The organism is Lentzea sp. HUAS12 (assembly GCF_024125735.1).
Classification (GTDB): Bacteria; Actinomycetota; Actinomycetes; order Mycobacteriales; family Pseudonocardiaceae; genus Lentzea; species Lentzea albida.
The window spans coordinates 8,041,523-8,068,093 of the sequence record NZ_CP099738.1; the positions used below are offsets into that span (position 1 = coordinate 8,041,523).

20 protein-coding genes are annotated in these 26,571 nt (G+C 70.2%); 10 read left to right on the plus strand and 10 right to left on the minus strand.

Going from position 1 to position 26,571, the window contains the following annotated elements:
• Positions 1–13 precede the first annotated feature (13 nt).
• The 6 genes from hutH (at position 14) to ND450_RS37790 (ending at position 7,678) form a co-directional block, all read left to right on the plus strand.
• Positions 14–1,519, plus strand: a complete 1,506-nt coding sequence (gene hutH / locus ND450_RS37765; protein WP_253322914.1) for a histidine ammonia-lyase — start codon at positions 14–16, stop codon at positions 1,517–1,519.
• Positions 1,516–3,162 carry a urocanate hydratase gene (hutU, locus tag ND450_RS37770; RefSeq protein WP_253322915.1) on the plus strand — a complete coding sequence of 549 codons (1,647 nt, stop codon included), beginning with the start codon at positions 1,516–1,518 and terminating at the stop codon, positions 3,160–3,162. The genes hutH and hutU overlap by 4 nt, the downstream gene beginning before the upstream one ends.
• Positions 3,162–4,331, plus strand: a complete 1,170-nt coding sequence (locus ND450_RS37775) for an allantoate amidohydrolase (RefSeq protein WP_253322916.1) — start codon at positions 3,162–3,164, stop codon at positions 4,329–4,331. Before hutU ends, ND450_RS37775 begins: the two co-directional genes overlap by 1 nt.
• On the plus strand, positions 4,328–5,602 hold the full coding sequence (locus tag ND450_RS37780) for a formimidoylglutamate deiminase (protein ID WP_253322917.1): 1,275 nt from the start codon (positions 4,328–4,330) through the stop codon (positions 5,600–5,602). Before ND450_RS37775 ends, ND450_RS37780 begins: the two co-directional genes overlap by 4 nt.
• Positions 5,599–6,732, plus strand: a complete 1,134-nt coding sequence (hutI, locus tag ND450_RS37785) for an imidazolonepropionase (protein ID WP_253322918.1) — start codon at positions 5,599–5,601, stop codon at positions 6,730–6,732. The genes ND450_RS37780 and hutI overlap by 4 nt, the downstream gene beginning before the upstream one ends.
• A gap of 64 nt (positions 6,733–6,796) precedes the next feature.
• Positions 6,797–7,678, plus strand: coding sequence for a hypothetical protein (locus tag ND450_RS37790; RefSeq protein WP_143091944.1), 882 nt, complete (start codon positions 6,797–6,799; stop codon positions 7,676–7,678).
• A gap of 129 nt (positions 7,679–7,807) precedes the next feature.
• Here ND450_RS37790 and ND450_RS37795 read toward each other — a convergent pair whose 3' ends face one another.
• A complete protein-coding gene (locus ND450_RS37795; RefSeq protein ID WP_371927518.1) occupies positions 7,808–8,980 on the minus strand; it encodes a S8 family peptidase in 1,173 nt (390 codons plus the stop codon).
• Positions 8,981–9,158: 178 nt separating this feature from the next.
• Here ND450_RS37795 and ND450_RS37800 point away from each other — a divergent pair, with 178 nt between their 5' ends.
• Both ND450_RS37800 and ND450_RS37805 read left to right on the plus strand, forming a co-directional pair.
• Positions 9,159–10,043: a hypothetical protein gene (locus ND450_RS37800; protein WP_253322919.1), complete on the plus strand. Its 885-nt coding sequence runs from the start codon at positions 9,159–9,161 to the stop codon at positions 10,041–10,043.
• Positions 10,044–10,095: 52 nt separating this feature from the next.
• Positions 10,096–11,088, plus strand: a complete 993-nt coding sequence (locus tag ND450_RS37805; RefSeq protein ID WP_253322920.1) for an aldo/keto reductase — start codon at positions 10,096–10,098, stop codon at positions 11,086–11,088.
• 109 nt (positions 11,089–11,197) lie between these two features.
• On the opposite strand, the gene ND450_RS37810 is transcribed toward ND450_RS37805, so the two are convergent.
• From ND450_RS37810 to ND450_RS37845, 8 genes are all read right to left on the minus strand, one after another.
• Positions 11,198–11,377, minus strand: coding sequence for a DUF6104 family protein (locus ND450_RS37810; protein ID WP_089927292.1), 180 nt, complete (start codon positions 11,375–11,377; stop codon positions 11,198–11,200).
• Positions 11,378–11,458: 81 nt separating this feature from the next.
• Positions 11,459–15,154, minus strand: coding sequence for a multifunctional oxoglutarate decarboxylase/oxoglutarate dehydrogenase thiamine pyrophosphate-binding subunit/dihydrolipoyllysine-residue succinyltransferase subunit (locus tag ND450_RS37815; protein WP_253322921.1), 3,696 nt, complete (start codon positions 15,152–15,154; stop codon positions 11,459–11,461).
• A gap of 293 nt (positions 15,155–15,447) precedes the next feature.
• Positions 15,448–16,278, minus strand: a complete 831-nt coding sequence (locus ND450_RS37820) for a hypothetical protein (protein ID WP_253322922.1) — start codon at positions 16,276–16,278, stop codon at positions 15,448–15,450.
• A gap of 130 nt (positions 16,279–16,408) precedes the next feature.
• Positions 16,409–20,149, minus strand: coding sequence for an ABC transporter ATP-binding protein (locus tag ND450_RS37825; protein ID WP_253322923.1), 3,741 nt, complete (start codon positions 20,147–20,149; stop codon positions 16,409–16,411).
• Positions 20,150–20,268: 119 nt separating this feature from the next.
• The gene (locus tag ND450_RS37830; protein WP_089927355.1) at positions 20,269–21,141 is read right to left on the minus strand and encodes an ABC transporter permease subunit; all 873 of its coding nucleotides are present in this window, start codon (positions 21,139–21,141) and stop codon (positions 20,269–20,271) included.
• Positions 21,141–22,097: an ABC transporter ATP-binding protein gene (locus tag ND450_RS37835; RefSeq protein WP_089927279.1), complete on the minus strand. Its 957-nt coding sequence runs from the start codon at positions 22,095–22,097 to the stop codon at positions 21,141–21,143. The genes ND450_RS37830 and ND450_RS37835 overlap by 1 nt, the downstream gene beginning before the upstream one ends.
• 22 nt (positions 22,098–22,119) lie before the next feature.
• Positions 22,120–22,557: a hypothetical protein gene (locus tag ND450_RS37840; protein WP_253322924.1), complete on the minus strand. Its 438-nt coding sequence runs from the start codon at positions 22,555–22,557 to the stop codon at positions 22,120–22,122.
• Positions 22,557–22,739, minus strand: coding sequence for a hypothetical protein (locus ND450_RS37845; RefSeq protein WP_045312139.1), 183 nt, complete (start codon positions 22,737–22,739; stop codon positions 22,557–22,559). Before ND450_RS37845 ends, ND450_RS37840 begins: the two co-directional genes overlap by 1 nt.
• A gap of 428 nt (positions 22,740–23,167) precedes the next feature.
• Here ND450_RS37845 and ND450_RS37850 point away from each other — a divergent pair, with 428 nt between their 5' ends.
• The gene (locus tag ND450_RS37850) at positions 23,168–24,616 is read left to right on the plus strand and encodes an MFS transporter (RefSeq protein WP_253322925.1); all 1,449 of its coding nucleotides are present in this window, start codon (positions 23,168–23,170) and stop codon (positions 24,614–24,616) included.
• 10 nt (positions 24,617–24,626) lie between these two features.
• On the plus strand, positions 24,627–25,307 hold the full coding sequence (locus ND450_RS37855) for a TetR/AcrR family transcriptional regulator (protein ID WP_253322926.1): 681 nt from the start codon (positions 24,627–24,629) through the stop codon (positions 25,305–25,307).
• 55 nt (positions 25,308–25,362) lie between these two features.
• Here the strand turns inward: ND450_RS37855 and ald are convergent, their stop codons facing one another.
• Positions 25,363–26,475, minus strand: coding sequence for an alanine dehydrogenase (ald, locus tag ND450_RS37860; protein WP_089927269.1), 1,113 nt, complete (start codon positions 26,473–26,475; stop codon positions 25,363–25,365).
• Positions 26,476–26,571 lie beyond the last annotated feature (96 nt).

Here is a 26,571-nt window from a genome sequence, read left to right on the forward strand (position 1 = left end):
GTCTGATGTCTGCATGCGACAACCGGTGGAGCTGGGTCCGAAGCCTCTGACCCTCGAGGACGTTCATGCCGTCGCCCGCGACGGCGCCCCGGTGGAGATCACCGCGGCGGCCCGTGAGGCGGTCACCACCGCCCGTGGCCACATCGAACAGCTCGCCACGGCCGAACGCCCCACCTACGGCGTCTCGACCGGGTTCGGCGCGCTCGCCGTCCGGCACATCCCGCCGGACCGCCGTGCCCAGCTGCAGCGGTCGCTGATCCGCTCGCACGCCGCCGGTTCCGGGCCCGAGGTCGAACGCGAGGTCGTGCGCGCGCTGATGCTGCTGCGCCTGCGCACGCTCTCGACCGGCCACACCGGCGTTCGGCTGTCCACTGTGGACGCGATGGCCGGGATGCTGAACGCGGGCATCACGCCGATCGTCCACGAGTTCGGGTCGCTGGGCTGCTCGGGTGACCTCGCACCGCTCAGCGCCAACGCGTTGGCGCTCATGGGCGAGGGCATGGTCCGCAACGCCGAGGGCGAGCTCGTCATCGCCGCGGAGGCCCTCAAAGCGGCCGGCATCGAACCGGTGCAGCTGGCCGAGAAGGAAGGCCTCGCGCTGATCAACGGCACCGACGGCATGCTCGGCATGCTGTCGCTGGCGATCGCCGACCTGACCAGGCTGCTGGACATCGCCGACCTCACCGCCGCCATGAGCGTCGAGGCGCTGCTCGGCACCGACCGGGTCTTCGAGCCGGAGCTGCACGCGCTGCGGCCACACCCCGGCCAGAACCTCTCCGCCGCCAGGATGCTCGCTTTCCTCAAGAACTCCGAGATCGTCGCCTCGCACCGCGGCCCCGACTGCACCCGCGTGCAGGACGCGTACTCGCTGCGCTGCTCGCCGCAGGTGCACGGCGCGGCCCGCGACACCGTGGCGTACGCGGCGACAGTGGCCGACCGCGAGCTGGCGTCCGTGATCGACAACCCCGTCGTGCTCGCGGACGGACGGGTCGAGTCCAACGGCAACTTCCACGGCGCGCCCGTGGCCTACGCGCTCGACTTCCTGGCCATCCCTCTCGCGGACGTGGCCTCGATCGCCGAGCGCCGCACCGACCGCATGCTCGACGTCTCGCGCTCGCACGGCCTGCCGCCGTTCCTCGCGGACGACCCCGGCGTCGACTCCGGCCACATGATCGCCCAGTACACGCAGGCCGCGATCGTGTCCGAGCTCAAGCGCCTCGCGGTGCCGGCGTCCGTCGACTCGATCCCGTCCTCCGCGATGCAGGAGGACCACGTGTCGATGGGCTGGTCCGCTGCTCGCAAGCTGCGCAAGGCCGTGGACGGTCTCACGACCGTGCTGGCCATCGAACTGCTCACCGCCGCACGGGCACTCGACCTGCGCGCGCCCCTCAAGCCCGCCCCCGCGACGGCCGCCGCCGTGGCGAAGTTGCGCGAGACCGTCCAGGGCCCCGGCCCTGACCGCCACCTCGCCCCCGAGATCGCCGCCGCCGAGGCCCTCATCCGAAGTGGAGCCCTGTGATGACCACCGTGCGTGCCGACCGCGGCACCGAGCTGACCGCGAAGAACTGGTCGACCGAGGCCGCTCTGCGGATGTTCCACAACAACCTCGACCCCGACGTCGCCGAGCGCCCCGAGGACCTGGTCGTCTACGGCGGTACGGGCAAGGCCGCGCGCGACTGGCCGTCGTTCGACGCCATCTCCCGCGAGCTGAAGAACCTCGAGGCCGACGAGACGCTGCTCGTGCAGTCCGGCCGCCCGGTCGGCGTCATGCGCACCCACGAGTGGGCGCCGCGCGTGCTCATCGCGAACTCGAACCTCGTGCCGGACTGGGCGAACTGGCCCGAGTTCCGCCGCCTGGAGGCCGAGGGCCTCACGATGTACGGGCAGATGACCGCCGGCTCGTGGATCTACATCGGTACCCAGGGCATCCTCCAGGGCACCTTCGAGACGTTCGCCGCCGTCGCCACCAAGCGCTTCAACGGCACTCTCAAGGGCACGCTGACCGTCACGGCCGGACTGGGTGGCATGGGCGGTGCGCAGCCTCTCGCCGTGACGATGAACGAGGGCGTCGCGCTGTGCATCGAAGTCGACCCGCACCGCGCCCAGCGCCGCCTGGAGACCCGCTACCTCGACGAGATCGCCGAGGACCTGGACTCCGCGATCGAGCGCGTGCTGGCCGCCAAGGCCGCCGGTGAGGCCGTGTCCGTCGGTGTCGTGGGCAACGCGGCGGAGATCCTGCCCGAGCTGCTGCGGCGCGAGGTCGCCGTCGACATCGTCACGGACCAGACGTCGGCGCACGACCCATTGGCGTACCTGCCCGTCGGTGTCTCGCTGGACGAGTGGCAGGACTACGCGGCGGCGAAGCCGGAGGAGTTCACCGAGCGCGCCCGCCAGTCGATGGCCGCGCACGTCGAGGCCATGGTCGGGTTCCTGGACCGCGGCGCCGAGGTGTTCGACTACGGCAACTCGATCCGCGGTGAGGCGCAGCTCGGCGGCTACGACCGCGCGTTCGCGTTCCCCGGCTTCGTGCCCGCCTACATCCGCCCGCTGTTCTGCGAGGGCAAGGGCCCGTTCCGCTGGGCCGCGCTGTCCGGCGACCCCGCCGACATCGCCAAGACCGACGCCGCGATCCTGGAGCTCTTCCCGGACAACGAGCAGCTGCACCGCTGGATCAAGATGGCCGGCGAGCGCGTCGAGTTCCAGGGCCTGCCCGCCCGCATCTGCTGGCTCGGCTACGGCGAACGGCACCTCGCGGGCCTCAAGTTCAACGAGATGGTGGCGTCGGGCGAGCTGTCCGCGCCGATCGTCATCGGCCGCGACCACCTCGACTGCGGCTCGGTGGCCTCCCCGTACCGCGAGACCGAGGCGATGGCCGACGGCTCCGACGCGATCGCGGACTGGCCGTTGCTGAACGCCCTGGTCAACACGGCTTCGGGCGCGACCTGGGTGTCGATCCACCACGGTGGTGGCGTCGGCATCGGCCGCTCGATCCACGCCGGTCAGGTCACGGTCGCGGACGGCACCGAACTGGCCGCGCAGAAGATCGAGCGCGTGCTCACCAACGACCCCGGCATGGGCGTCATCCGGCACGTGGACGCCGGGTACGACGAGGCGAAGACGGTGGCCGCGGACAAGGGCGTCCGCATTCCGATGGAGGGCTGATGCTCGACCAGATCGCGGACGTCGGCAGGGACTCGAAGCGCGGAGGCTATTCGCGCCACGGGTACGACAAGCCCGAACTGGAGCTGCGGCACTGGTTCGTGGAACAGGCGGTCCGGCGCGGTCTCAACGTGGAGACCGACCAGAACGGCAACCTCTGGGCGTGGTGGGGCGAGCGCGGTGACAACGCGCTCATCACCGGCAGTCACCTGGACTCCGTGCCGGGTGGCGGTGCGTTCGACGGACCGCTCGGCGTGACGTCGGCGCTGGAAGCCGTGGACCTGTTGCAGGCTCGCGGCTTCAAGCCCGCACGACCGTTCGCGATCACGGTCTTCGCCGAGGAGGAAGGCGGCCGGTTCGGCGTCGCCTGCCTCGGATCGAGGCTGCTGACCGGTGCCATCGCGCCCGAGAAGGCGTTGGCGCTCAAGGATCCCGACGGCGTGACGCTGGCCGAGGCCATGAAGTCCGCCGGCTACGACCCCGATCTGGTCGGCCGTGACGAACGGGCGTTGAAGCGCATCGGCCAGTTCATCGAGCTGCACGTCGAACAGGGCCGCGGTCTCACCGTTCCGGTCGGTGTGGCGAGCAGCATCCTCGCTCACGGCCGGTGGCGCTTCACGTTCTCCGGCGAGGGCAACCACGCCGGGGCGACGCTGATCGAGGACCGCCGCGACCCGATGCTGCCCGCCTCGCAACTCGTGCTGGCGGCGCGGAAAGCGGCTCGGGGTGGCGGGCGTGCCACCGTGGGGAGGCTCGTCCCCAACCCCGGTGGCACGAACGTCATCGCGTCCACTGTGGACGTGTGGCTGGACGCGCGGGACAGCGACGACGCGCGCACCCGTGCGATGGTCGCGGAGATCTCCGAGGCGGCCCACCAGGCCGCCAAGGAGGAGGGGTGTGAGCTGAGGATCACCGAGGAGTCGTACGGCGACACGGTGCACTTCGACAGCGCGTTGCGGGACGACATCGCTTCGGCTCTCGGTGGTGTTCCGGCGCTGCCGACCGGTGCGGGCCACGACGCGGGCATCCTCGCCGCGCACGTGCCGACCGCGATGCTGTTCGTGCGCAACCCCACCGGTGTGAGCCACGCGCCGGAGGAGTTCGCCGAGCAGGCCGACGTCGACGAGGGCGTGAAGGCCCTGGCCGCGACGATCGAACACCTCGGGTCATGAACTTCTGGTGCGAGCGGGCCTGGTTGCCCTCCGGGCTCGCCGAGCGCGTCCTCGTCAGGGTCGAGCACGGCGTGATCTCCTCCGTGTCCACTGTGGACACCATCCCGCTGGGTGTGCGGCGGTTGCACGGCATCGTGGTGCCGGGCTTCGCGAACGCGCACTCGCACGCGTTCCACCGCGCGCTGCGGGGGCGGACGCACGACGGCGGCGGCACGTTCTGGACGTGGCGCGAAGGCATGTACGCGCTGGCCTCGCGCCTCACCCCGCAGTCGTACTACCGGCTGGCCCGCGCGGTCTACGCCGAGATGGCGCTCGCGGGTGTGTCGGCCGTGGGCGAGTTCCACTACGTGCACGACAGGTCGAACGAGTTCGGGTACGCGTTGCGCGAGGCGGCGTCCGACGCCGGGATCCGGTTGACGCTGCTCGACACCTGTTACCTCGCGGGCGGCATCGACCAGCCCGTCAACGAGGTGCAGCAACGCTTCTCCGACGGCACGGCCGAGGCGTGGGCGTCCCGGGTGGCCGAGCTGAAGTCCGACGAGGTGATGCGCGTCGGTGCCGCGATCCACTCGGTCCGCGCCGTCCCGCGAGCCGAGCTCGCGACGGTGGCGCAGGCGTTCCCGGACGCCCCGCTGCACGTGCACCTGTCCGAGCAGCCCGCCGAGAACGAGGCCTGCCTGGCCGCGTACGGGATGACGCCGACGGGCCTGCTGCACGAGGCAGGCGCGTTGTCACCTCGGACGACGGCCGTGCACGCCACGCACCTGACGCCCGAGGACATCGCTCTGCTGGGTTCGTCGGGTACCGGTGCGTGCTTCTGCCCGACGACCGAGGCGGACCTCGCGGACGGCATCGGCCCCGCGCGCGAACTGGCCGACGCGGGAAGCCCGTTGTCGCTGGGCAGCGACCAGCACGCGGTGATCGACCCGCTGCTCGAAACGCGCGCGTTGGAGCACAACGAGCGGTTGCGGACCGGTCAGCGCGGCCGTTTCTCGCCGGCCGAACTGCTGGGCGCGGCCACCCGCCACTCCGCGATCGGCTGGGACGGCGGGCGCATCGAGGCCGGCGCGCCGTGCGACCTCGTAGCGGTCAGCTGCACGACCCCGCGCACTGCGGGATCGTTGCCGCAGCAGGTCTTGCTGACCGCGACGGCGTCCGATGTGGACACCGTGGTCGTCGGCGGCCGGGTGGTCGCGTCGGGCGGGGCGCACGAGACGCTGGGAGACGTCGGCAGGCTGCTGGTGGACGCGATCGAGGAGCTGTGGGCATGAGCGTGCTGATCACCGGCATCGGTGAGCTGACCACGAACAGCGAGTCCGCCGGGGACGCGCTGGTCGTCGACGGCGAGGAGATCGCCTGGGTCGGACCGGCCTCCGCCGCCCCGGCCGCCGACGAGCGCGTGGACGTCGAGGGCCGCGCGGTGCTGCCGGGGTGGGTCGACAGCCACACCCACCTGGTGTTCGCGGGCGACCGCACCGCCGAGTTCGGCGCCCGCATGGCCGGCAAGCCCTACAGCGCGGGCGGCATCGCCGTGACGGTCAACGCGACCCGTGCCGCGACGGACGAGGAACTGGCCGCCGTCGTGCGCAAGCACGTCGCGGAGGCGTTGAGGCAGGGCACGACGTTCGTCGAGACCAAGACCGGGTACGGCCTCACCGTGGCCGACGAGGTGCGTTCCGCGCGCATCGCCGCCGAGCACGCCGACGAGGTCACGTTCCTCGGCGCCCACCTCGTGCCGCCCGGTGAGGACGCGGACACCTACGTCGACCTGGTCCGCGGCGAGATGCTCGACGCCGTCGCGCCGCTCGTGCGCTGGGCGGACGTGTTCTGCGAGAAGGGCGCATTCGACTACGACCAGTCGAAGGCGGTGCTGGAGGCGGCCAAGGCGAAGGGCCTGGGCCTGCGCGTCCACGGCAACCAGCTCGGCGAGGGCCCCGGCGTGCGGCTGGCGGTCGAGCTCGGCGCCGCGTCCGTCGACCACTGCACGTACCTGTCCGCGGACGACGTCGACGCGCTGGCGTCGTCGGACACCGTCGCCACGCTGCTCCCGGCCTGCGACCTCTCGACCCGCCAGTCGCTGCCGCCCGCCCGCGCCCTCCTCGACGCCGGGGCGACGGTCGCGCTGGCCAGCAACTGCAACCCGGGCTCGTCCTACACCTCGTCGATGGCGTTCTGCGTGACGACGGCCGTCCTGCAGATGCGGATGACCGTCGAGGAGGCGGTGTGGGCGGCGACGGCCGGCGGTGCCCAGGCGCTGCGCCGGGACGACGTCGGCGTCATCAGGCCTGGCGCACGGGCTGACCTGCACGTTCTGGACGCGCCGTCGATCACGCACCTGGCGTACCGGCCGGGTGTCCCGCTGACGCACCGGGTGTGGCGCGGAGGCCTGCGAGCCAATTGAGACAGGCCTCGGCACCCTTCGTGTGGGCCTGTTGGCGGAAGGTGCGGGGCCGTACGGTGTCCCCGTGGTGGATTTCGCGGAGGCGCTGACGAAAGCCGTCGACAACAGCGGCCTGAGCCTCGAGCGCATCCAGCACCACCTCGCCGCCCGCGGCATGCAGGTGAGCATCTCGACGCTCAGCTACTGGCGCCGCGGCCGCAGCCGCCCGGAGCGCCCCGAGTCGCTGAAGGTCGTCGCCGCGCTGGAGGAACTGCTCGAGCTCGGCGAGGGCTTCCTGACCGACCGGCTGGGCGACAAGCGGCCGCGCGGGCGCTGGGTGGACCAGTCGCTGTCCCTGGAGGACATGTGGGACTCGCGGGCCACCGACCTCGGTGAGGTCATGTCGCGGATCGACCGGCTGCAGCCGACGGCGACGACGTACCTGAGCGTGCAGGACCGGCAGGTGATCGGGCCGGACCGCCGTGAGGTGTCGAACCACTGCACCGGCGTGATCCAGGCGCTGGAGGACGGTGTCGACCGGTTCCTCGCGATCCAGCTGGCCGACGCCACGGACCTCGGCGTGCCGTCCATCGAGGCGGGGCCGCCGTGCCGGCTCGGGCGGGTGCGCAGCGAGGACTCGACGGGGTTCCTCGTCGCGGAGATCCTCTTCGACCGGATGCTCCGGGCGGGGGAGACCGCTCTCGTCGACTACACGGTCCGGATGAGGCCCGGCGCGGACAGCGAGGTCTGCGACCGCCGGTTCCTGCGCCCCGTGAACGACTACACGCTGCAGATCGGCTTCCACCCGGACGCCGTGCCCGCGCGCTGCTTCCAGTTCGCCCGGCCGTCGCTGCACGAGCCGGAGACCGCTCTGAACGACCTGTGGATCGGGACCACGGCCTCGACGCACATCCACGTGCGGAACTCGAAGCCCGGGATCTATGGAGTGCGGTGGGAGTGGGAGTAGCCGCTACTCCCACTCCCACCGCAAGCGCCCCCAGTCGATCGATGTGCCCGGCCGAGCCGCAATCGGCCTGCTCATCGAGGGCGCTCAGGATGGCCGTCGCCGCCGCAGGGAGGCGGCGACGGCAAGTCCCTAGACCTTCAGCAGCAGGTTCGGAGAACCCGTCTTGACGTCGGTCAGCTTGTTCGGCGTTGCCGCACCGACCAGGGCGTTGCGCACCTGGGCGGGCGTCGCGGACGGGTTCGCGCTCAGGTAGAGCGCGGCCGCTCCGGCGACGTGCGGGGAGGCCATCGACGTGCCGCCCATCGACCGCGTGCCGGTGTCGTTGCTGTGCGACGCGGACACGATGTCGCTGCCCGGCGCCCAGATGTCGAGGCACCTGCCCCAGTTCGACGAGCCGGCGCTCCAGATCGACCGCCTGTCGTTGCGGTCGGACGCGCCCACGGTGATCGCCTCCGCCGTGCGCGCCGGCGTGAAGTTGCAGGCGTCCTGGCCGCTGTTGCCGCCCGCGAGCACGTAGGTGAAGCCCGCGTTGATCGAGCGCCGGACGGCGTTCTCCAGCGAGGCGTTCGTGCCGTTGCCACCGAGGCTCATGTTGACGACGGCGGGCTTCTTGCCGTTGGCCGTCACCCAGTCGATGCCGCGGATGATGCCGTCCCACGGGCCGCTGCCGTTGCAGTCGAGCACGCGGACGGCGACGAGCTTGGCCTTCTTCGCGACGCCGTAGGTCCTGCCGCCGACCGTGCCGGCGACGTGCGTGCCGTGGCCCTGGCAGTCCTGCGCGACGGAGTCGTTGTCGATGAAGTCGTAACCGTCGGTCGCGCGGCCCTCGAATTCGGAATGGGTTTTCCTGATTCCGGTGTCGAGAACGTACGCCGTCACGTTCGACGCGGTGTTCGGGTAGGTGTAGGAGTTGCTGAGCGGGAGGTTCGCCTGGTCGATCCGGTCGAGGCCCCACACCGGGTTCGTCTGGGTGGCCTGGATCGTCGCGAACGTGTTCCGCTCGACGAATTCCACGTCGGGGTCGGCCGCGAGCCGACGCGCCTGTCGTTCGGACATCCCGGTGACGGAGAACCCGTTCAGCGCGCTGCTGTAGGTGTGCTTGACGTTGCCCTGGTAGCGGGACGCCAACGCGCTGGCAGGGGTGCGCGCTCCGTCCTTCAGGACCACGATGTAGCTGCCCTCGACCGCCTGGGCGCCCGCGCCGGGCAGCACCGCTTCCTCGGCGATCGCGGTGGGCGTCCACATCGCCGTGGAAGCGATGCCCAATGCCGCCGCGATGGCGACATGACGCCGAAGTGCCATGAGTTCCTCCTGGCAGGGAATGAACTGGGGAACACGAAGAAACTAACGCGGCATGTGCTTCGGATAACAGGTTCGAAACTTCGGTTCTCAATACTGTCAAAACTGTGTTGTAAACCGTTTTCGGGCACTCGTCGTGGTCGGGCGGGCCGAATTCGATCACTGGCCGTAGCATCGGGGAGTGGCGGGATTCGCTGACGCGTTGACGCGGGCCGTGGAGGCGAGCGGCCTCAGCCTGGAGCGGGTCCAGCACCACCTGGAGGCGCGCGGCGTGCAGGTGAGCCTGTCGACGCTGTCTTACTGGCGCCGCGGCCGCAGCCGTCCCGAACGCCCGGAGTCGCTGCACGCCGTCGCGGTGCTGGAGGAGGTCCTGCGGCTCGCGCCGGGCACGCTGACCGGTCAGCTGGGCGACAGGCGCCCGCGCGGCCGGTGGGTCGAGCGCGTCGCCGCCCTGGAGGGCATCTGGCAGGAGGCCGCCCTCGACCTGGGCCGCGCCATCGCCAGGGTCGACCGGCTGACCGCCGCGCCCGCGAAGTACCTGGCCGTGCGAGACCTGGCGATCATCGGACCGGACCGCCGCGAGGTCGAGATGAGGTCGAGCGCGGTGATCGAGGCGTTCGACGACGGCGTCGACAGGATCCTCGTCTCGAAGACCGCCGACGATACGGACCGTTCGGCGGGCGAGATCATCGCCTCGAAGTCGTGCCGCATCGGCCGCGTGCGCCGCGACGAGGTGAACAAGCTGATCGTCGCCGAGGTGATCCTCGACCGCGTGCTGCGCGCCGGCGACACCGCTCTGGTGGACCTGCGCATGATCGCCGACCCCGGCGCCGACAGCTCGTCCGCCGACCGCACGTTCGTCCGCGCGTTGCGGGAGCACGTGCTGGAGGTGGAATTCCACCCCGACGCGGTTCCCGTGCGGTGCAACAGCTTCTACCGCGTCGCCCCCGACGCCCCCGCCGTGGACACCGGCGAACTCTGGATCGGTACAACAGCCTCAGCGCACATCGTCGTGCACGAGGCCATGGCAGGTCACGTGTACGGCATCAGGTGGGAGTGGGAGTAGCTGGAGCAGCTCCACGTGGCACACGACGTCCTTTGGGGGCAGGGTGAACGCCATGGAGTACACCCAGCTCGGTCGCAGCGGCCTGTCCGTCTCCCGCCTGTGCCTCGGCACGATGAACTTCGGTCCCGAGACCTCCGAGGCCGACAGCCACGCGATCATGGACCGCGCCCACGAACACGGCCTGAACTTCTTCGACACGGCCAACGTCTACGGCTGGAAGAAGGGTGAGGGCGTCACCGAGAACATCATCGGCAACTGGTTCGCCCAGGGCGGCACGCGCCGCGAGAAGACGGTCATCGCCACCAAGCTCTACGGCAGCATGGGTGACTGGCCGAACGAGACCAAGCTCTCCGCCCTCAACATCCGCCGCGCGTGCGACGAGTCGTTGCGGCGCCTGCAGACCGACTACATCGACCTCTACCAGATGCACCACGTGGACCGGCTGACGCCGTGGGACGAGATCTGGGAGGCCTTCTCCGTCCTGCGCCAGCAGGGCAAGGTCATCTACTTCGGCTCGTCGAACTTCGCCGGCTGGCACATCGCCCAGGCCGCCGAGGCCGCGCGCACCCGCGGCTTCCTCGGGCTGGTGTCGGAGCAGTCGATCTACAACCTGATGACCCGGTGGGTCGAGCTGGAGGTCCTGCCGGCCGCTCGTCACTACGGTCTCGGCGTGATCCCGTGGTCGCCGCTGCACGGCGGGTTGCTCGGTGGCGTGCTGCGCAAGCAGCGCGAGGGCGGGGTTTCTCGGTCCGCGTCCGGGCGTTCCGCCGATGCGCTGGAGAAGAGCCGCGACCAGATCGAGGCGTACGAGAAGCTGTGCGCGGAGATCGGCGAGGACCCGGCCAACGTCGGCCTCGCCTGGTTGCTGCACCAGGACGGGGTCACCGCGCCGATCATCGGCCCGCGCACCGGCGAGCAGCTCGACAACTCGTTGCGGGCGGCGGAGCTGAAGCTCGACGCGGACGTGCTGGCCAAGCTCGACGAGCTGTTCCCGGCACCGGCTCCGAACGGGTCGAAGCCCGCGCCGGAGGCCTACGCCTGGTAGGCCACCCCCCGCCTTCTCGGTTGCACGCCGGGGACCTTTCGTGTGCACGAAGTGTCCCCTGACGTGGGGTCAGAACGGGGGGAGGTGGACCACTGCTGGTTGGCGGAGGTCAGTCCTCGAAGTCGTCGTCGTCGCGCGCCAGGAAGGTGGCGAAGCGCTCGATCGACGTCTCGAACTCGGGGTTGGCGTCGACGAACTCACGCAGCTTGTCGGCGAGCCACGCGAAGGTGACCTCCTCCTCGCCGCGCCGCTTCTCCAGTTCCTCGATGCCTCGGTCGGTGTGGTACATGCGCAGAACTCCTGTGGTGGCTTGAAAAACGAGCCGCCGGACCCCTGGGGGATCCGGCGGCTCGATCGTTGCGGTACCGGCTTACTCGAACGCGCGGGTGATGATCTCGCGCTGCTCGACCTCGTGCACCTTGCTCGAACCGGCCGACGGGGCGGCCATCGGGCGGCGCGACACGCGGCGGACGGTGCCCAGGTGCTCCGGCAGGAGCTCCGGGAGGGCGAGGCCGTAGAACGGCCAGGCACCCTGGTTCGCCGGCTCCTCCTGGACCCAGCGGACGTCCTTCGCGTTCGGGTAGCGCTCCAGGGTCTCGGTCAGCTTGCGGGCCGGGACCGGGTAGAGCTGCTCGACGCGCACGATCGCCACGTCGCCGCCGCCACGCTTCTCGCGCTCGGCGTGCAGCTCGTAGGAGATCTTGCCGCTGCACAGCAGGACCTTCGTGACCGCGTTCGGGTCCTTGATGGTCGGGTCGTCCATCACCGAGTGGAAGCGGTCGTTGATGAACTCGTCCGTGCCGGACACGGCGGCCTTGAGGCGCAGCATCGACTTCGGCGTGAACACCACGAGCGGCCGGTCGACGCCGTCGAGGGCGTGGCGGCGGAGCAGGTGGAAGTAGTTCGCCGGGGTCGACGGGACCGCGACGGTCATGGAGCCCTCGGCGCACAGCTGGAGCCAGCGCTCGATGCGGCCCGACGTGTGGTCGGGGCCCTGGCCCTCGTGGCCGTGCGGCAGCAGGATCACGACGTCGGAACGCTGACCCCACTTCGCCTCACCGGACGAGATGAACTCGTCGATGATCGGCTGCGCGCCGTTGACGAAGTCACCGAACTGCGCCTCCCACAGGACCAGCGCCTGCGGGTTCGCGACCGAGTAGCCGTACTCGAAGCCGAGCGCGGCGAACTCCGACAGCACCGAGTCGTAGACCATGAACTTGCCCTGGTCCGGCGACAGGTTCTGCAGCGGCGTGTAGTCGTCGCCCGTCTTGCGGTCGATCAGGGTCGCGTGGCGCTGCACGAACGTGCCGCGGCGCGAGTCCTGGCCCGCCAGGCGGACGTTGCGGCCCTCCAGCGCGAGCGAACCGAAGGCGAGCAGCTCGGCGAACGCCCAGTCGATGCCGCCCTCGCGCGCCATCTTGGCGCGGCGGTCGAGCACCGGCTTGACGCGCGCGTGCGGCGTGAAGCCCTCCGGCAGGTTCACGTGGGCGTCCGCGATGTGCTCCAGCGTCTCGCGGCTGATGCCCGTGGGGAGCTTGGCCGGGATCTGCTGCTCGGCCTCGACGGACGGGCTGGCCTTCACCGGGTGCTTCTCGAGCTCGCGCACCTCGTTGAAGACGTGCTCCAGCTGGCTCGAGAAGTCCTGCAGCGCCTTCTCGGCCTCTTCGACCGTGATGTCGCCGCGGCCGATCAGGGACTCGGTGTAGGTCTTGCGCACCGAGCGCTTCTGGTCGATCACGTCGTACATCGCCGGCTGCGTCATCGAGGGGTCGTCGCCCTCGTTGTGGCCGCGGCGGCGGTAGCAGACCATGTCGATCACGACGTCCTTGGCGAACGCCTGGCGGTACTCGACGGCCAGCTTCGCGACCCAGTAGCAGGCCTCGGGGTCGTCGCCGTTCACGTGGAAGACCGGCGAGCCGATCATCTTCGCGACGTCGGTCGAGTACTTCGAGGACCGCGAGTTCTCCGGCGCGGTGGTGAAGCCGACCTGGTTGTTCACGACGATGTGGACCGTGCCACCGGTGCGGTAACCGCGCACGAGCGCCAGGTTCAGCGTCTCGGCCACGACACCCTGACCGGCGAACGCCGCGTCACCGTGCATGGCGACCGGCAGCACCGGGAAGAAGTCGCCGCCCTTGTCGAGCAGGTCCTGCTTGGCGCGCACGATGCCCTCGAGCACCGGGTCGACCGCTTCGAGGTGCGACGGGTTGGCGGTCAGCGACACCTTGGTCTCGCCGTCGCCGAACATGCGGAAGTACTTGCCCTCGGCGCCGAGGTGGTACTTCACGTCGCCGGAGCCGTGCGCCTGGCCCGGGTCGAGGTTGCCCTCGAACTCGCGGAAGATCTGCGAGATCGGCTTGCCGACGATGTTCGCGAGCACGTTCAGGCGGCCGCGGTGCGGCATGCCGATGACGACCTCGTCGAGCTCGTGCTCGGCGGCCTTGTCGAGCACCGCGTCGAGCAGCGGGATGACGGTCTCGCCGCCCTCGAGCGAGAAGCGCTTCTGGCCGACGTACTTCGTCTGCAGGAACGTCTCGAAGGCCTCAGCGGCGTTGAGCTTGCTGAGGATGTACTTCTGCACGGTGGCCGGCGGCTTCTCGTGCGGGACCTCGACGCGCTCCTGGATCCACTGGCGCTCTTCGGGCTCGAGGATGTGCATGTACTCGACGCCGACGGTGCGGCAGTACGAGTTGCGCAGCACGCCCAGGATGTCGCGGAGCTTCATCCGCTCCTTGCCGGCGAAACCCCCGACCGGGAACTCGCGGTCCAGGTCCCACAGCGTCAGGCCGTGGCTCAGCACGTCCAGGTCGGCGTGGGAGCGCTGGCGGTAGTTCAGCGGGTCCGTGTCGGCCATCAGGTGGCCGCGGGTGCGGAACGCGTCGATCAGCTCGATGACGCGGGCCGTCTTGTCGACGGCGCCCTCGGGGATGTCGGCGACCCAGCGGATCGGCTCGTAGGGCAGGCGCAGCGACGCGAAGATGTCGTCGTAGAAGCCGTCCTCGCCGAGCAGCAGCTGGTGCACGCGCTTGAGGAACTCGCCCGACTCCGCACCCTGGATGATGCGGTGGTCGTACGTGCTGGTCAGCGTGATGATCTTGCTGACGCCCATGTCGGTGAGCGCCTGCTCGCTGGTGCCCTGGAAGTGCGCGGGGTACTCCATCGCGCCGACGCCGATGATCGCGCCCTGACCGGCCTGCAGGCGCGGCACCGAGTGGTTGGTGCCGATCGTGCCCGGGTTGGTCAGCGAGATCGTGGTGCCGGAGAAGTCGTCCGCCGTCAGCGACCCGGCGCGGGCCTTGCGGATCAGGTCCTCGTAGGCCTGCCAGAACTGCGTGAACGTCATGTTCTCGCAGCCCTTGACCGACGCGACGACCAGCGTGCGGCTGCCGTCCTTGCCGGGCAGGTCGATCGCGAGGCCGAAGTTCACGTGCTCCGGCGTGACGACGAACGGCTTGCCGTCGACCTCGGCGTAGTGGCGGTTCATGTTCGGGTACGCCTGCAGCGCCCGGACGACCGCGTAGCCGATGACGTGCGTGAAGGAGACCTTCCCGCCGCGCGTCCGCTTCAGGTGGTTGTTGATGACGATGCGGTTGTCGGCCAGCAGCTTGGCGGGCACGGCGCGCACGCTGGTCGCGGTCGGAACGGTGAGCGACAGCTCCATGTTCTTCGCGATCGCGGCGGAGGCACCGCGCAGCTGCTTCTGCTCGGGCTGCGCGCTCTGCGTGACCGGCTTGGCCTTGGCGGCCTGCTGCGGCGCGGGCTTGCCGGTGGAGGGCAGCGACGAGGCCGCCGGCTTCGGCTGCGGCTGCGCGGCAGGCTTGGGTGCGGCGGCGGGCGCGGGCTTGCTCTCGGCGGCCGGCGGCGTCACGGTCGCGGTCGTGGTGGCCGTGGAGCCACCCGCGCTGGCCGTGGCGGCACTGCCGTTGCCGCCCGCACGCTTGTAGTCGGCAAAGAAGTCATGCCATGCCGGGTCTACGGATGACGGGTCCGCGAGGAACTGCTCGTACATCTCCTCGACGAGCCACTCGTTCGGCCCGAATTGTGACGCAGGACTGCTGCTGGACACGGCTGGCGCTCGCCTCTATCCATCTCGCTCTTGGTGGTGACTCATGCGGTAGTCAGGTTAGTCCCCCCAGCGAGGGCCTTCACACGCTGGAGGCACCTGGCAAGGAGTGCTCTGTCACAGGATCGATCAGGACGGGCCTGCCGTCACCCGCAGTTGAGCAATTCTTGAGGTGCGTCTCACCACGTCACCTCCTTTCGGGTATTGCGCGCTGTGCCGTTGGACGGGCTTACGCACCGAGTGCAGTGATCAGTTCACGATAGGTACAAGCAGGCCGCTTCGTGGATTGATCTTGTTCAGGTCAGTGAACCGCGGATCGAGGCCGTCATCGCCTCGACGAAGCGGGCCCTGGTGGCGTCGCTCGTCCGGTCCAGCGACAGGTACGGGTTCAGGTCCTCCAGTTCGACGAGCAGCAGCTCACCGCTGCGCGTGCGGCACGCGTCGACGCGCTGGACGCCGTGGCCGAGGTCGTTCCACTCGACGAACCCCCGCGCGAACTCCAGGTCTTCCCGGCTCGGCGTGTAATTCGCGAGCTCCCAGCGCCGGGCCGGGTCCGGTGCGTTCAACGCGTACTGGAAGTCGTGGTCCACGAAGTAGAACGACACCTCGTACCGAAAATCGATCTTCGGCTGGACCAGGACCTCGGTTCCGGCTTTCCGCGCGAGGTGGTTCTGGAGATCGCCCGCTCCGACGAACTCCAGGCCGTGCGAATCGGCGCCGGCTTTGGGCTTCACGACGTAGGTGTCGGCCTGGGGGAGTCCGGCCAGGTCGTTCTGGCCGGCCGTCGGGATGACCGGGTGGCCCAGGGCGGTCAGGTCGATCAGGTACTGCTTGCCGGCCATGTCGGCCTTGCCGGTCAGCGGGTTGTAGACGCGCTGGTTCGTGGCCGCGGCCTGGTCGCGGAAACGGGCGTAGGCGGTGGGGTACTCGATCACCGGGCCGCTGTTGCGGACGACGACCGTGTCGAAGCCCGCCATGAGGGCGGTGACGTCCTGCGGGTGGCAGACGGCCAGGTCGAAGGACTGTCTGAGCTGTGAGGTCAGGTAGATGTCCTCGTCGCAGTAGCGGCGCCCCCTGGCCTGGTAGGAGAGGTCGGAGACGTAGAGGACGGTGGGGCGGGGCGGCATGGGGGCACCTCTGGGGTCGGTTCGGGGAGTCGGGTTGTGGCCAGGCCGGCTCGGCCCCTGGAGCATCGGAGTGCGGGCGCGGGTGGACCGGCGCCGAGCGTGCTGCTCGTCGCCGCGCCTTCCACTGTTGTCAGGCGGCTTCCGGGGTGTCGCCGTGACGCCACAGGCGGGCGTAGGTGCCGTTGGCCCCCAAGAGGTCGGCGTGCGTTCCCTGTTCGATTATTCGGCCGTTGGCCAGGACGACTATTCGATCTGCTTTTGCCGCCGTGGCCAGGCGGTGGGCCACGACGAAGGTGGTTCTGGCGCCTGTCAGGTGGTCGCTCGCCGCCAGGACCGCTGATTCCGTGGCCGGGTCGAGGGCCGCGGTGGCCTCGTCGAGGAGCAGCAGGTCCGGGTTGACCAGTTCCGCTCTGGCCAGGGCCACCAGTTGGCGCTGGCCCGCGGAGAGGTTGGCGCCCCGTTCGCCCACCGGTTGGCGGAAGCCGTTGTGGAGGGTGGCGATCGTGGGGAGGGCACCCACTGCTGCTGTCGCCTTCTCGATCTCCTCTTGTGTGGCTTCCGGGCGGCCGTAGGCGACGTTGCCGGCTATGTCGCCACCGAAGAGGTGGGCTTCCTGGGGGACCACGCCGAGGCGTTGGCGGTACTGGGAGAGGTCGTAGGTGCGGATGTCCGTGCCGTCCACCAGGACCGTGCCCTCGGTGGCGTCGTAGAAGCGGGCCACCAGTTTGACGAGGGTGGACTTGCCCGCGCCCGTTTCGCCTACCAGCGCGACTGTTTCGCCCGGGAACACGTGGAGGCTCACGTCGTCCAGGGCCGGCGTTTCCGCGCCCGCGTAGGTGAAGGTGACGTTGCGGAGCTCCACCTCGCCGCGGAGGCGGGGCGGGACCGCGACGGGCTCGGCCGGGGGTTCGACGGTGCTCGGGGTGCGGAGCAGGTCGCCGATGCGGCGGAGGCCGACCCTCGCCTGCTGGTAGCCGTCGAAGACGCCGGAGAGTTGCTGGATCGGGCTGAAGAACAGGCCCAGGTACAGCAGGAACGCCAGCAGGACGCCCGGCGTCAGGCTCCCCGTCGCCACCCGGTGGGCACCTACGGCGAGGACCACCGCTTGGGCCACGCCGGAGAGCATGGCCACGAACGGGAAGTACGTGGCGATGTAGCGCTGGGCCCGCAGCCGGGTGCGCCGGTAGGCGTCGCTGCGTTCCGCGAAGGCCTCGGCCGAGCGGCGTTCCCTCGTGTAGGCCTGGGAGGTGCGCAGGCCCGAGACGTTCTCCTGGAGGTCGGCGTTGACCGCGCTGACCCGTTCCCTGGCTTCCGCGTAGGCGGTCGAGGAGAGGCGTTGGAAGACCACCGTCGCCGCGATCAGGAACGGGAGCACCGAGAGGGCGATCAGCGCCAGCGAGGTGTCGGTGACGACCAGGGCCGCGGTGATGCCGACGACGGTGACCAGGCTGATCACGGCGGTGACCAGGCCCGTCTGCAGGAACGTCGAGAGGGCGTCGACGTCCGTCGTCATCCTCGTCATGATGCGGCCGGCCATCTCGCGCTCGTAGTAGTCGAGGCCGAGGCGCTGCAGGTGGGCGTAGCTGCGGACGCGCAGGAGGTAGAGCAGGCGCTCGCCCAGCCGGGCCGCGAAGACCGTGCTGCCCGCCGTCGTCAGCCAGCCGATCACGACCAGGCCGACGCCCAGGGCCACGGCCCGCCACAGCGACGACTCGGCGCCGCCGACCACACCGCCGTCGATGCCCAGGCGCACCAGCGAGGGCATGCCCACGCCCACCAGCGCGTCCAGCACCACCAGGGCCGCCACGCCGCCCAGGGCCCAGCGGACCGGGCGCAGGAGACGGGCCAGGCGGAACGCCGGGTCGGGCGCGCGCGGGTCTTCCCCGTGCAGGACCGGGACCTCGGTCGCGGGCGGAAGGGAACGGACCTGGGCCAGCAGTTCGGGGGTGGGCGGGCCGCCCGCCAGGGCCGCCATGCCGCCGCCACCGGGGCCTCCGCCCCCTCCTCCGCGCCTGCTGGACGCGGCGGGCGCCGAGGGCTTGGCCTCGGCGATCAGGCGCTCGTCCAGGGCCTCCTGCGACAGCGTCGGCCACAGCTCGCCGGTCTGGACGGGCGCGGCCGACTCGATCGCCTCACCAGGGCCTGCCAGCAGGTCGCGGTAGAGGGCGCAGCGGGACATCAGCTCGGCGTGCGTGCCGACGTCGACCACGCGGCCCGCGTCCAGGACGGCGATGCGGTCGGCCAGCGACAGCGTGGACCGCCGGTGCGCCACCAGGAGAGTGGTGCGGTGGGCCGTGACCGACGCCAGCGTCGCGTGGATGGCGGCCTCGGTCGCGTTGTCGACGGCGGACGTCGCGTCGTCCAGCACCAGGATCCGCGGGTCGGAGAGCAGCGCGCGGGCCAGTGCCACGCGCTGGCGCTGACCGCCGGACAGGGTGAGGCCGCGCTCGCCGACCACCGTGTCGTAGCCGAGCGGCAGCGCGTTGATGAAGTCGTGGGCCTCGGCGGCCTTCGCGGCGCGCTCGACCTCCTCGCGCGAGGCGTCGGGACGCCCGTACGCGATGTTCGAGAACACCGTGTCGGAGAAGAGGAACGCCTCCTCGAACACCACGCCCACCGAGCCGCGCAACGACTCGAGCGTCACCGTCCGCACGTCGGCACCGCCGACCCGGACCGAGCCCTCGTGCACGTCGTAGAACCGGGGCAGCAGCAACGACACCGTCGACTTGCCGGACCCCGCGGTACCCACCAGCGCCAGCGTCTCGCCCGGCGCGACGGAGATCGAGAAGTCCTGCAGGACGGGCTCGCTGCGGGCGTACCCGAACGTCACGCCGGAGAACGACACCCCGAGCGGCCCGTCCGGCACCTCACCGGGGCCGTCCGTCACGTCCGGCTGCGAGTCGATCAGCTCGTAGACCCTCTCCACACCGGCGCGCGCCAGCTGGGCGGACACCATCAGGCTCGACAGCAGCCGCGTCGGCCCCACGAGGTTCGCCACGTACGTCGTGAACGCCAGGAACGTGCCCAGCGTGACCTGGCCGTGCAGCGCGAGCCAGCCGCCCAGCCCCAGCACCGCGACCTGCCCGAGCAACGGCAGCGCCGTCACCGTCGCGAGCGGTTTGGACGACAGCCGCGCCGCCCGCATGCGTTCCGCGAACAACGACCGTGCGTGCTTCTCCAGCCGCGCGACCTCGCGCGCCTCCTGACCGAAGCCCTTCACGACGCGGACGCCGGTGACGGTCTCCTCGACGTGCTGCGCCAGGTCGGCCGCCCGCTGCTGCGCCGACCACGTGGCCGGGAACAACGTCAGCCGGGTGCGCCCGGCGAGCCACGCCACCAGCGGCAGCACGATCACCGCGATGATCGTCAGGGGTACCGACAGGTAGATCATCGCGGCCAGCGCGGCCAGCGCGAACACCACCGTGCCGATGGCCAGTGGCGCCATCATCAGCAACGACTGCACGAGCTGCAGGTCGGTGATCGAACGCGACACGATCTGCCCGGTCCGCAGCTCGTCCTGCTTCGCACCGTCGAGGCGCTGCACCGCGGAGAACACGCCGAGCCGCAGATCGTGCTGCACCCCCAGCGCCAGCCGCCCGCCCAGGTAGCGGCGCAAGAAGGCCGACCCGAACGTCAGCAGCTCCAGCACGACCAACGCCACCATCAGCGGCCACAACCTGTCGGTGCGGCCGCCCGTCGAGTCGTCGATCGCGGTCTTGAGCAGCAACGGGCCCGCCGCCTGCAGCCCCACGCCGACGACGGCGGCGAGCACCGACAGCACCACCAGGCGGGGGTGCTGCCAGCACGCCGCGGCAAGTCGGCGGATCCAGCCCTTCGTCACGGGACCCACAGTACGTTCGGGGTCCGACATAAAATTGTGACGTCGAAGACCGCAGGTCAGGCGGGTGGTGCGGGCCGCACGAGCCTCACACGAACGCACCCGCCACCTGGCCCGGCAAGACCACCCACGCGTCCCGGCCGCAGGTCAGGTCAGGTGATGTCCTTGGACTGCGTGACCGCCCATCCGCCCGCGAACACGACCCCGGCCCACCCGAGGAACACGATCCCCGACAGCCACCAGTCCTGCGCCCCGGCCGCACCCGCGATCGCCCGCAGCACGTCCTCGATCTCCGTCGGCACGACACCCGCCGACGACAGGAACAGGTCGACCGCGACCGACCCGGTGAGCCCGTTGATGGAGCCGTTCGGCAGGAAGCCGATCACCGCCGGCACCTGGAGGTACGCCAGCACGCCGTGCACCACGTTCTCGATCACGACGAAGTAGATCAGCAGGAGCACGATCGCCCCGGCCACGTTCGGGACCAGCGCGCCGACGCCGACGCCGAACATCGTCATCAGGATCGACGACAGCACGCAGACCAGCGTCAGCATCGCCCAGCCGCCGGCGTCCGGCAGCTGGCCCGAGTCGCTGGTGATGACCACGCCGATGCCGAGGAACAGCATGATCGCGAGGCCGTAGATCGCGCCCCACAGCACGTAGACCAGCATCTTCGCCAGCAGGGCGTGCATCCGCGACGGCGCCGTCAGGAACGTCGTCGTGATCGTGCGCCGGCTGATCTCGCCGGAGATCGCCATCGCGCCGAAGATCATCGGGAAGATCGTCGAGATGTTGATCGCCCGTGCCATGCCGAACAGCGAGACCTTCCACTGGTCCGGCGTGACCCCGAGGAAGTCCGACACCTCGTCGACGTCACCGCTCGACGCGAAGTCCACGAAGAACTGGCCCAGCAGGCCGGTCGCGAGGCCCCAGCCGAGCGCCAGCACCGCGGTCGGGATCAACAGGCCCCACCACAGGCCGGTCGTCGTGGTCTTGCGGAGCTCCGCTCCTACGAGGTTGCCCATCAGGCCCACCCACCCTGCTGCTTGAACGGGGCCTGCGCGGGCGCGTACCCGGCGTACTGGCCACTGGTGAGCTGGAAGAACAGCCGCTCGAGGTCGATCTGCTCCTCCTGGATGCCGTAGATCGACACACCGGCCTGCAGCGCGAGGTCGGCGACCTGCCGCGAGTCCACACCGGACACCGCGAGCCTGCCGTCCGGCAGCTGCTCGATCATCTGCACGCCGGCGGCGCGCAGGGCGTTCGCGAGGGCGTTGATGTCCGACGGCTGCACGAGAACGCGCCGCTGCTGCGACTGCCGCAACTGGTCCAACGGCCCGTAGAACATCGTCTGGCCGCGCGAGATGATCACGACCTGGTCGACGGTCTGCTCGACCTCGGCCAGCAGGTGGCTGGAGATCAGCACCGTGCGGCCCATGCGCGCGTACGACTGCAGGAACGTGCGCAGCCAGGCGATGCCCTCGGGGTCGAGGCCGTTCGCCGGCTCGTCCAGCACGAGCACCTGGGGGTCGCCGAGCAACGCGGTGGCGAGCGCGAGTCTCTGCTTCATGCCGAGCGAGAACCCGCCCACCTTGCGGTCGGCGGCGCTGCCCAGGCCGACCAGGCCGAGGACCTGGTCGGCCTGCGCGTCCGGCACGCCGATGGCCGACGCGTACACGCGCAGGTGGTTGCGGGCGGAGCGGGCGGGGTGGAACCCCTGCGCCTCCAGCACCGCGCCCACCACGCGGCCGGGCTGGCCGAGCTGGTGGAACGGTCGTCCGTTGATCGTCGCCGTGCCGCCCGTGGGTTTGACGAGACCCAGCAACATCCGCAGGGTCGTCGTCTTGCCCGCGCCGTTCGGGCCGAGGAAGCCCGTCACGCTGCCGGGTGACACGGTGAAGCTCAGGTTCTGCACCGCGGTCACCGGACCGAACTGCTTGGTCAGGTTCTGGACCGCGATGAGGCCGCTGCCGTCATGCATGCGGCCCATCCTGCCTGAAAGGTCACTCCGGCAAGGCGTGCTTGGGACGAGACACGACGGGCGCGCGGTGCACCACCGGTGGTGCGTCGGTCAGGACCGGCAGCTCGGTGGTCATCTCGGCCGGGGTTTCCTCCGGCATCTCGATAACACCTGATCGAGTGAAGGGGTTGCGCAACGGCCTGCGCCGTTCGCGGTGCGGCAGCCCTTCTCCGATGAGGTGCTGGTGCGCCATGTTCCAGACCTGGCAGGGCCACCGGCGCCGGCGCAGCCATCCGGGACACGCCCGGCACCGGCCGTCCTCGTCCGGCTGGTGCACCGTCAGCAGCAGGCGCCAGCCGTCCGCGAGGCGGTGGATCTCCGCGCGGGCCAACGGGACCAGCGCCTCCGCCTCTCCGTGCTCGGCGACCTTGTCCAGCAGTGCCAGGCGTTGCAGCACCGCGTCGCGCAGGCTCGCGTCCATCACATCTTCGCCGTGGCCTGGTCGAGCAGCGAACCCAACCTGCGCGTCTGGGTGGCGGACATCACAGCGGTCTCGCCAGGAGGCGTGACCAGCAGGACGCGGTCGTTCTCCACCAGAACGGTCATCGACCTGTCGCGACCGAACGGGTCGTGGCAGTGGATCCATCCCTGTGGTTCAGCCATGGAATCTCCCTTCGAGGGACACCCGACTTGGTCTTCATCGGCCGAACCCCCTGCTCGCCGCACCGCGAACCGGGGAATTCACTCGTTTGCTGGACCGGCCGGACACGTGCAGTGGTCCACTCGGGGAAACTTTCGGGTCGCGTTTCGGCGGGGGTGCTGGGCGCGCCGCCACAGAGCCCGCTATATTTGGACACGGCGGCCCCGCTCCCAGTGACCCCCAGGCTGGTTGAGCGCGGCCGCCCTTTACGTGGCGGGCTCCGGCGCACATTGGTCTTCGACCGATTTCGCCGGGGCCCGCAGTGTTTGTCGGGGGACACCCCCGCGCCCCCGGGTTTTCCCACTTTTCCGGCACGTCCTGTCCGTAAATCCGTTGCGCCCGACGCCCTCGTACGCTGTAAGGTCCCCGTACACCGTAAGGGGGACCGGAGATGACTTCGACGACCGAAGAGATCGGGGTGCGCCCGCACCCGCAACGCTGGGCCGTGCTCGGCGTGCTGTGCCTGTCCGTGATGGTGGTGGTGCTGGACAACACCGTCCTCAACGTGGCCATCCCGTCGATCTCGACGAGCCTCGGCGCGAGCACCGCGGACATCCAGTGGATGATCAACGCCTACTCGCTCGCACTGGCGGGCCTGCTGCTCACGACCGGTTCGCTGAGCGACAGGTTCGGCCGCAAGCGCGCACTGCTGACGGGGCTCGTCCTGTTCGGCACGGGGAGCGCGGTCGCCGCCTACGCGAGCACGTCCGAGGCGTTGATCGCCGCCCGCGGCTTCATGGGCATCGGTGCCGCGGTGCTGATGCCGGGCACGCTCGCCGTGCTCACGCAGTTGTTCGACGACAAGGAACGCCCGAAGGCCATCGGCATCTGGGCCGCCGTCACGAGCCTCGGCTTCGCGGCCGGACCGGTGATCGGCGGCGCGCTGATCAAGCACTTCTGGTGGGGCTCGGTGTTCCTGATCAACGTGCCGGTCGCGGTCCTCGCGCTCGCGGCCGTCGCGTTCCTGGTGCCGGAGTCCAAGGACCCGACCGTGCGCAGGCCGGACGTGATCGGCTCGATCCTGTCGATCGTCGGCATGGTGTCGGTCGTGTACGCGGTGATCGAGGTGCCGCAACACGGGTTCGGCTCCGCCGAGTTCGGCGTGCCGATCGCGGTCGGTCTCGTGACCATGACCGGATTCGCCCTGTGGGAACGGCACACCGCCGATCCGATGCTCGACCTGACGTTCTTCCGGAACCGCCGCTTCACCGGTGCCGTGGCGTCGGGCGTGCTGGCGGCGTTCGGCATGGCGGGCTCGCTCTTCCTGCTGACGCAACACCTCCAGGGCGTGCTCGGCTACAGCCCGCTGGAGGCCGGCGTGCGCGTGGCGCCCATGGCGATCGCGCTGCTCGTCACCAGCAACACGTTGGGACAGCTCGTGATCAGGCTCGGCGCGGGCCGGGCGATGCTGCTCGGCATGACGATCGTCGCGGCCGGCGTGGCGTTGCTGTCGATCGGCACCACCTACCCGCCGACGCTGGCCGGACTGGTCCTGATCGGCGTCGGAGTCGGTGTGTCGCAACCGGTCGCCGTCAACGCGCTGATGGGCTCGATCCCGCCGGAACGCGCCGGAGTCGCCTCCGGGCTGTCGGGCACGTTGTCGGAGCTGGGCTCCTCCTTCGGCATCGCGGTGCTGGGCGCACTGCTGTCGGCGCGGTTCGCGGCCTCGCTGCCCGACGGCGTACCGGGGCGGTCGCTGTCGGAGGCACTGCACAGCGGTGCGGACATCACCGTCGTGCGCGAGGCGTTCTCCAACGGCATGAGCGTCAGCCTGGTGATCGGCGCGATCGCCGTGTTCCTGGGAGGTGTTGTGGCCAGCGTGTTGCTGCGGCGTGCTTAGGATCGTCCACGTGGAGAGCGTGTGGTTCAGCAAGCCCAGGCCCAGCAGCAACCAGCCCCTCGGCCTGAGCCGTGAGGCCATCGTCCGCAAGGCGATGGAGATGCTGGACGAACACGGCCTGCAGAAGCTGTCCATGCGCAAGCTCGCCGCGGAGCTCGGCGCGGCCCCCATGTCGCTCTACTGGCACGTGCCCACGAAGGACGCGCTGATCGAGCTGTGCCTCGACGAGGTCTACGGCGAGTTCCCGATGCCGGGCCCCGACGACGACTGGGAGACCGCGGTGCGCGGGATGATGCACGCGATGCGTCAGATCGCGCACCGCCACCCCTGGTGGGTCAAGAACATCGGCGAGTTCAACAGCATCGGCCCGAAGGCGGTCGCGATGTCCGACGCGATGTTCGAACCCATGCTCCGGGCGGGCCTGCCACTGGGCGCCGCGGCCCAGTCGGTCTCCACCGTCTCGAGCTTCGCCACCGGGTACGTGATCGCCGAGGTCAACTTCATCGCCCGCGGCGGGATGGACTCCCCGCCGCCGGATCTGACCAAGATCGCCGACCTGTACCGGGACAAGCACCCGAACTACGTCAGGATGCTGGACGAACAGGAGATCTGGTCGCTCGAGGGCCAGTTCGAGTTCGGGCTGGACTGCGTGATCGACGGCATCAAGGCGCGCGTCGCCGCCCTCCGATAGGCGAAACCCCCGCAGCGGTTCACGCGTGCGGGGGCCTCATTCATTCAGTTGGTCTTCAGACGACGCTCTCCAGCGCCGTGTGCGGCAGACCGGTCGCCTCGGCCACCGGGCCGTTGGTCAGCTTGCCGGCGTGGGCGTTCAGGCCCAGGGCCAGCGAACGGTCGTCCTTGAGCGCCTTCTCCCAGCCCTTGTCGGCCAGCGCGACCGCGTACGGCAGCGTCACGTTGGTCAGCGCGTAGGTCGAGGTGCGCGGGACGGCGCCCGGCATGTTCGCGACGCAGTAGAACACCGAGTTGTGGACCTCGTAGGTCGGCTCGGCGTGCGTGGTGGCGCGCGAGTCCTCGAAGCAACCGCCCTGGTCGATGGCGATGTCGACGAGCACCGAACCCGGCTTCATGTCGGCGACCAGCGCGTTCGACACGAGCTTGGGTGCGGCGGCACCGGGGACCAGCACGGCGCCGATGACCAGGTCGGCCTCCCGGACGGCCTGCTCGATGGCGAACGAGTTCGAGGCGAGCGTGCGCAGGCGGCCCTGGAACTGGGCGTCGATCTGGCGCAGGCGGTCGACGTTGGTGTCGAGGATCTGCACGTCCGCGCCCATGCCCACGGCGATGGTGGCGGCGTTGATGCCGGCCACGCCGCCGCCGATCACGACCACGCGGGCCGGGGCGACACCGGGGACGCCACCGGGCAGCACGCCACGGCCACCGGAGGGCTTCATCAGGCTGAACGCGCCGACCTGCGGGGCCAGCCGGCCCGCGACCTCGGACATCGGGGCGAGCAGCGGCAGCGCGCGGTTCGGCAGCTGCACGGTCTCGTAGGCGATGGCCGTGGTGCCGGACGCCAGCAGCGCCTCGGTCAGCGGCTTGTCGGCGGCGAGGTGCAGGTACGTGAAGAGGGTCTGGCCGGCGCGCAGGCGCGGGTACTCCTCGGCGATGGGCTCCTTGACCTTCAGGACCAGGTCGCCCTCGGACCAGACGTCGTCGGCGGTCGCGAGGACCTTGGCACCGGCGGCGAGGTACTCCTCGTCGGTGATCGCGGAGCCCAGACCGGCGCCCTGCTCGACGAACACGTCGTGCCCGCGGCTCGTCAGCTCGTGCGCACCGGCAGGGGTGAGAGCGACGCGGTACTCGTGGTTCTTGATCTCGCGGGGAACTGCGATCCGCACGATGACTCCTCCGTTCGGTGGCCGACATCTCACAATGTGAGCCACTCGCAAGGTCATGTCACTGTGCAGATCGCACTATCCGGCACCTGCTGGATT

Excerpts from the sequence above, each read along its gene's own strand:
- ND450_RS37835 (WP_089927279.1), bottom strand. The coding sequence starts at position 22,097 with ATGCATGACGGCAGCGGCCTCATCGCGGTCCAGAACCTGACCAAGCAG.
- ND450_RS37795 (WP_371927518.1), bottom strand. The coding sequence starts at position 8,980 with ATGGCACTTCGGCGTCATGTCGCCATCGCGGCGGCATTGGGCATCGCT.
- ND450_RS37830 (WP_089927355.1), bottom strand. The coding sequence starts at position 21,141 with ATGGGCAACCTCGTAGGAGCGGAGCTCCGCAAGACCACGACGACCGGC.
- ND450_RS37840 (WP_253322924.1), bottom strand. The coding sequence starts at position 22,557 with ATGGACGCGAGCCTGCGCGACGCGGTGCTGCAACGCCTGGCACTGCTG.
- ND450_RS37775 (WP_253322916.1), top strand. The coding sequence starts at position 3,162 with ATGCTCGACCAGATCGCGGACGTCGGCAGGGACTCGAAGCGCGGAGGC.
- ND450_RS37820 (WP_253322922.1), bottom strand. The coding sequence starts at position 16,278 with ATGCCGCCCCGCCCCACCGTCCTCTACGTCTCCGACCTCTCCTACCAG.
- hutI (WP_253322918.1), top strand. The coding sequence starts at position 5,599 with ATGAGCGTGCTGATCACCGGCATCGGTGAGCTGACCACGAACAGCGAG.
- ND450_RS37845 (WP_045312139.1), bottom strand. The coding sequence starts at position 22,739 with ATGGCTGAACCACAGGGATGGATCCACTGCCACGACCCGTTCGGTCGC.
- ND450_RS37805 (WP_253322920.1), top strand. The coding sequence starts at position 10,096 with ATGGAGTACACCCAGCTCGGTCGCAGCGGCCTGTCCGTCTCCCGCCTG.
- ND450_RS37850 (WP_253322925.1), top strand. The coding sequence starts at position 23,168 with ATGACTTCGACGACCGAAGAGATCGGGGTGCGCCCGCACCCGCAACGC.
- hutH (WP_253322914.1), top strand. The coding sequence starts at position 14 with ATGCGACAACCGGTGGAGCTGGGTCCGAAGCCTCTGACCCTCGAGGAC.
- ND450_RS37825 (WP_253322923.1), bottom strand. The coding sequence starts at position 20,149 with ATGTCGGACCCCGAACGTACTGTGGGTCCCGTGACGAAGGGCTGGATC.
- ND450_RS37780 (WP_253322917.1), top strand. The coding sequence starts at position 4,328 with ATGAACTTCTGGTGCGAGCGGGCCTGGTTGCCCTCCGGGCTCGCCGAG.
- ND450_RS37810 (WP_089927292.1), bottom strand. The coding sequence starts at position 11,377 with ATGTACCACACCGACCGAGGCATCGAGGAACTGGAGAAGCGGCGCGGC.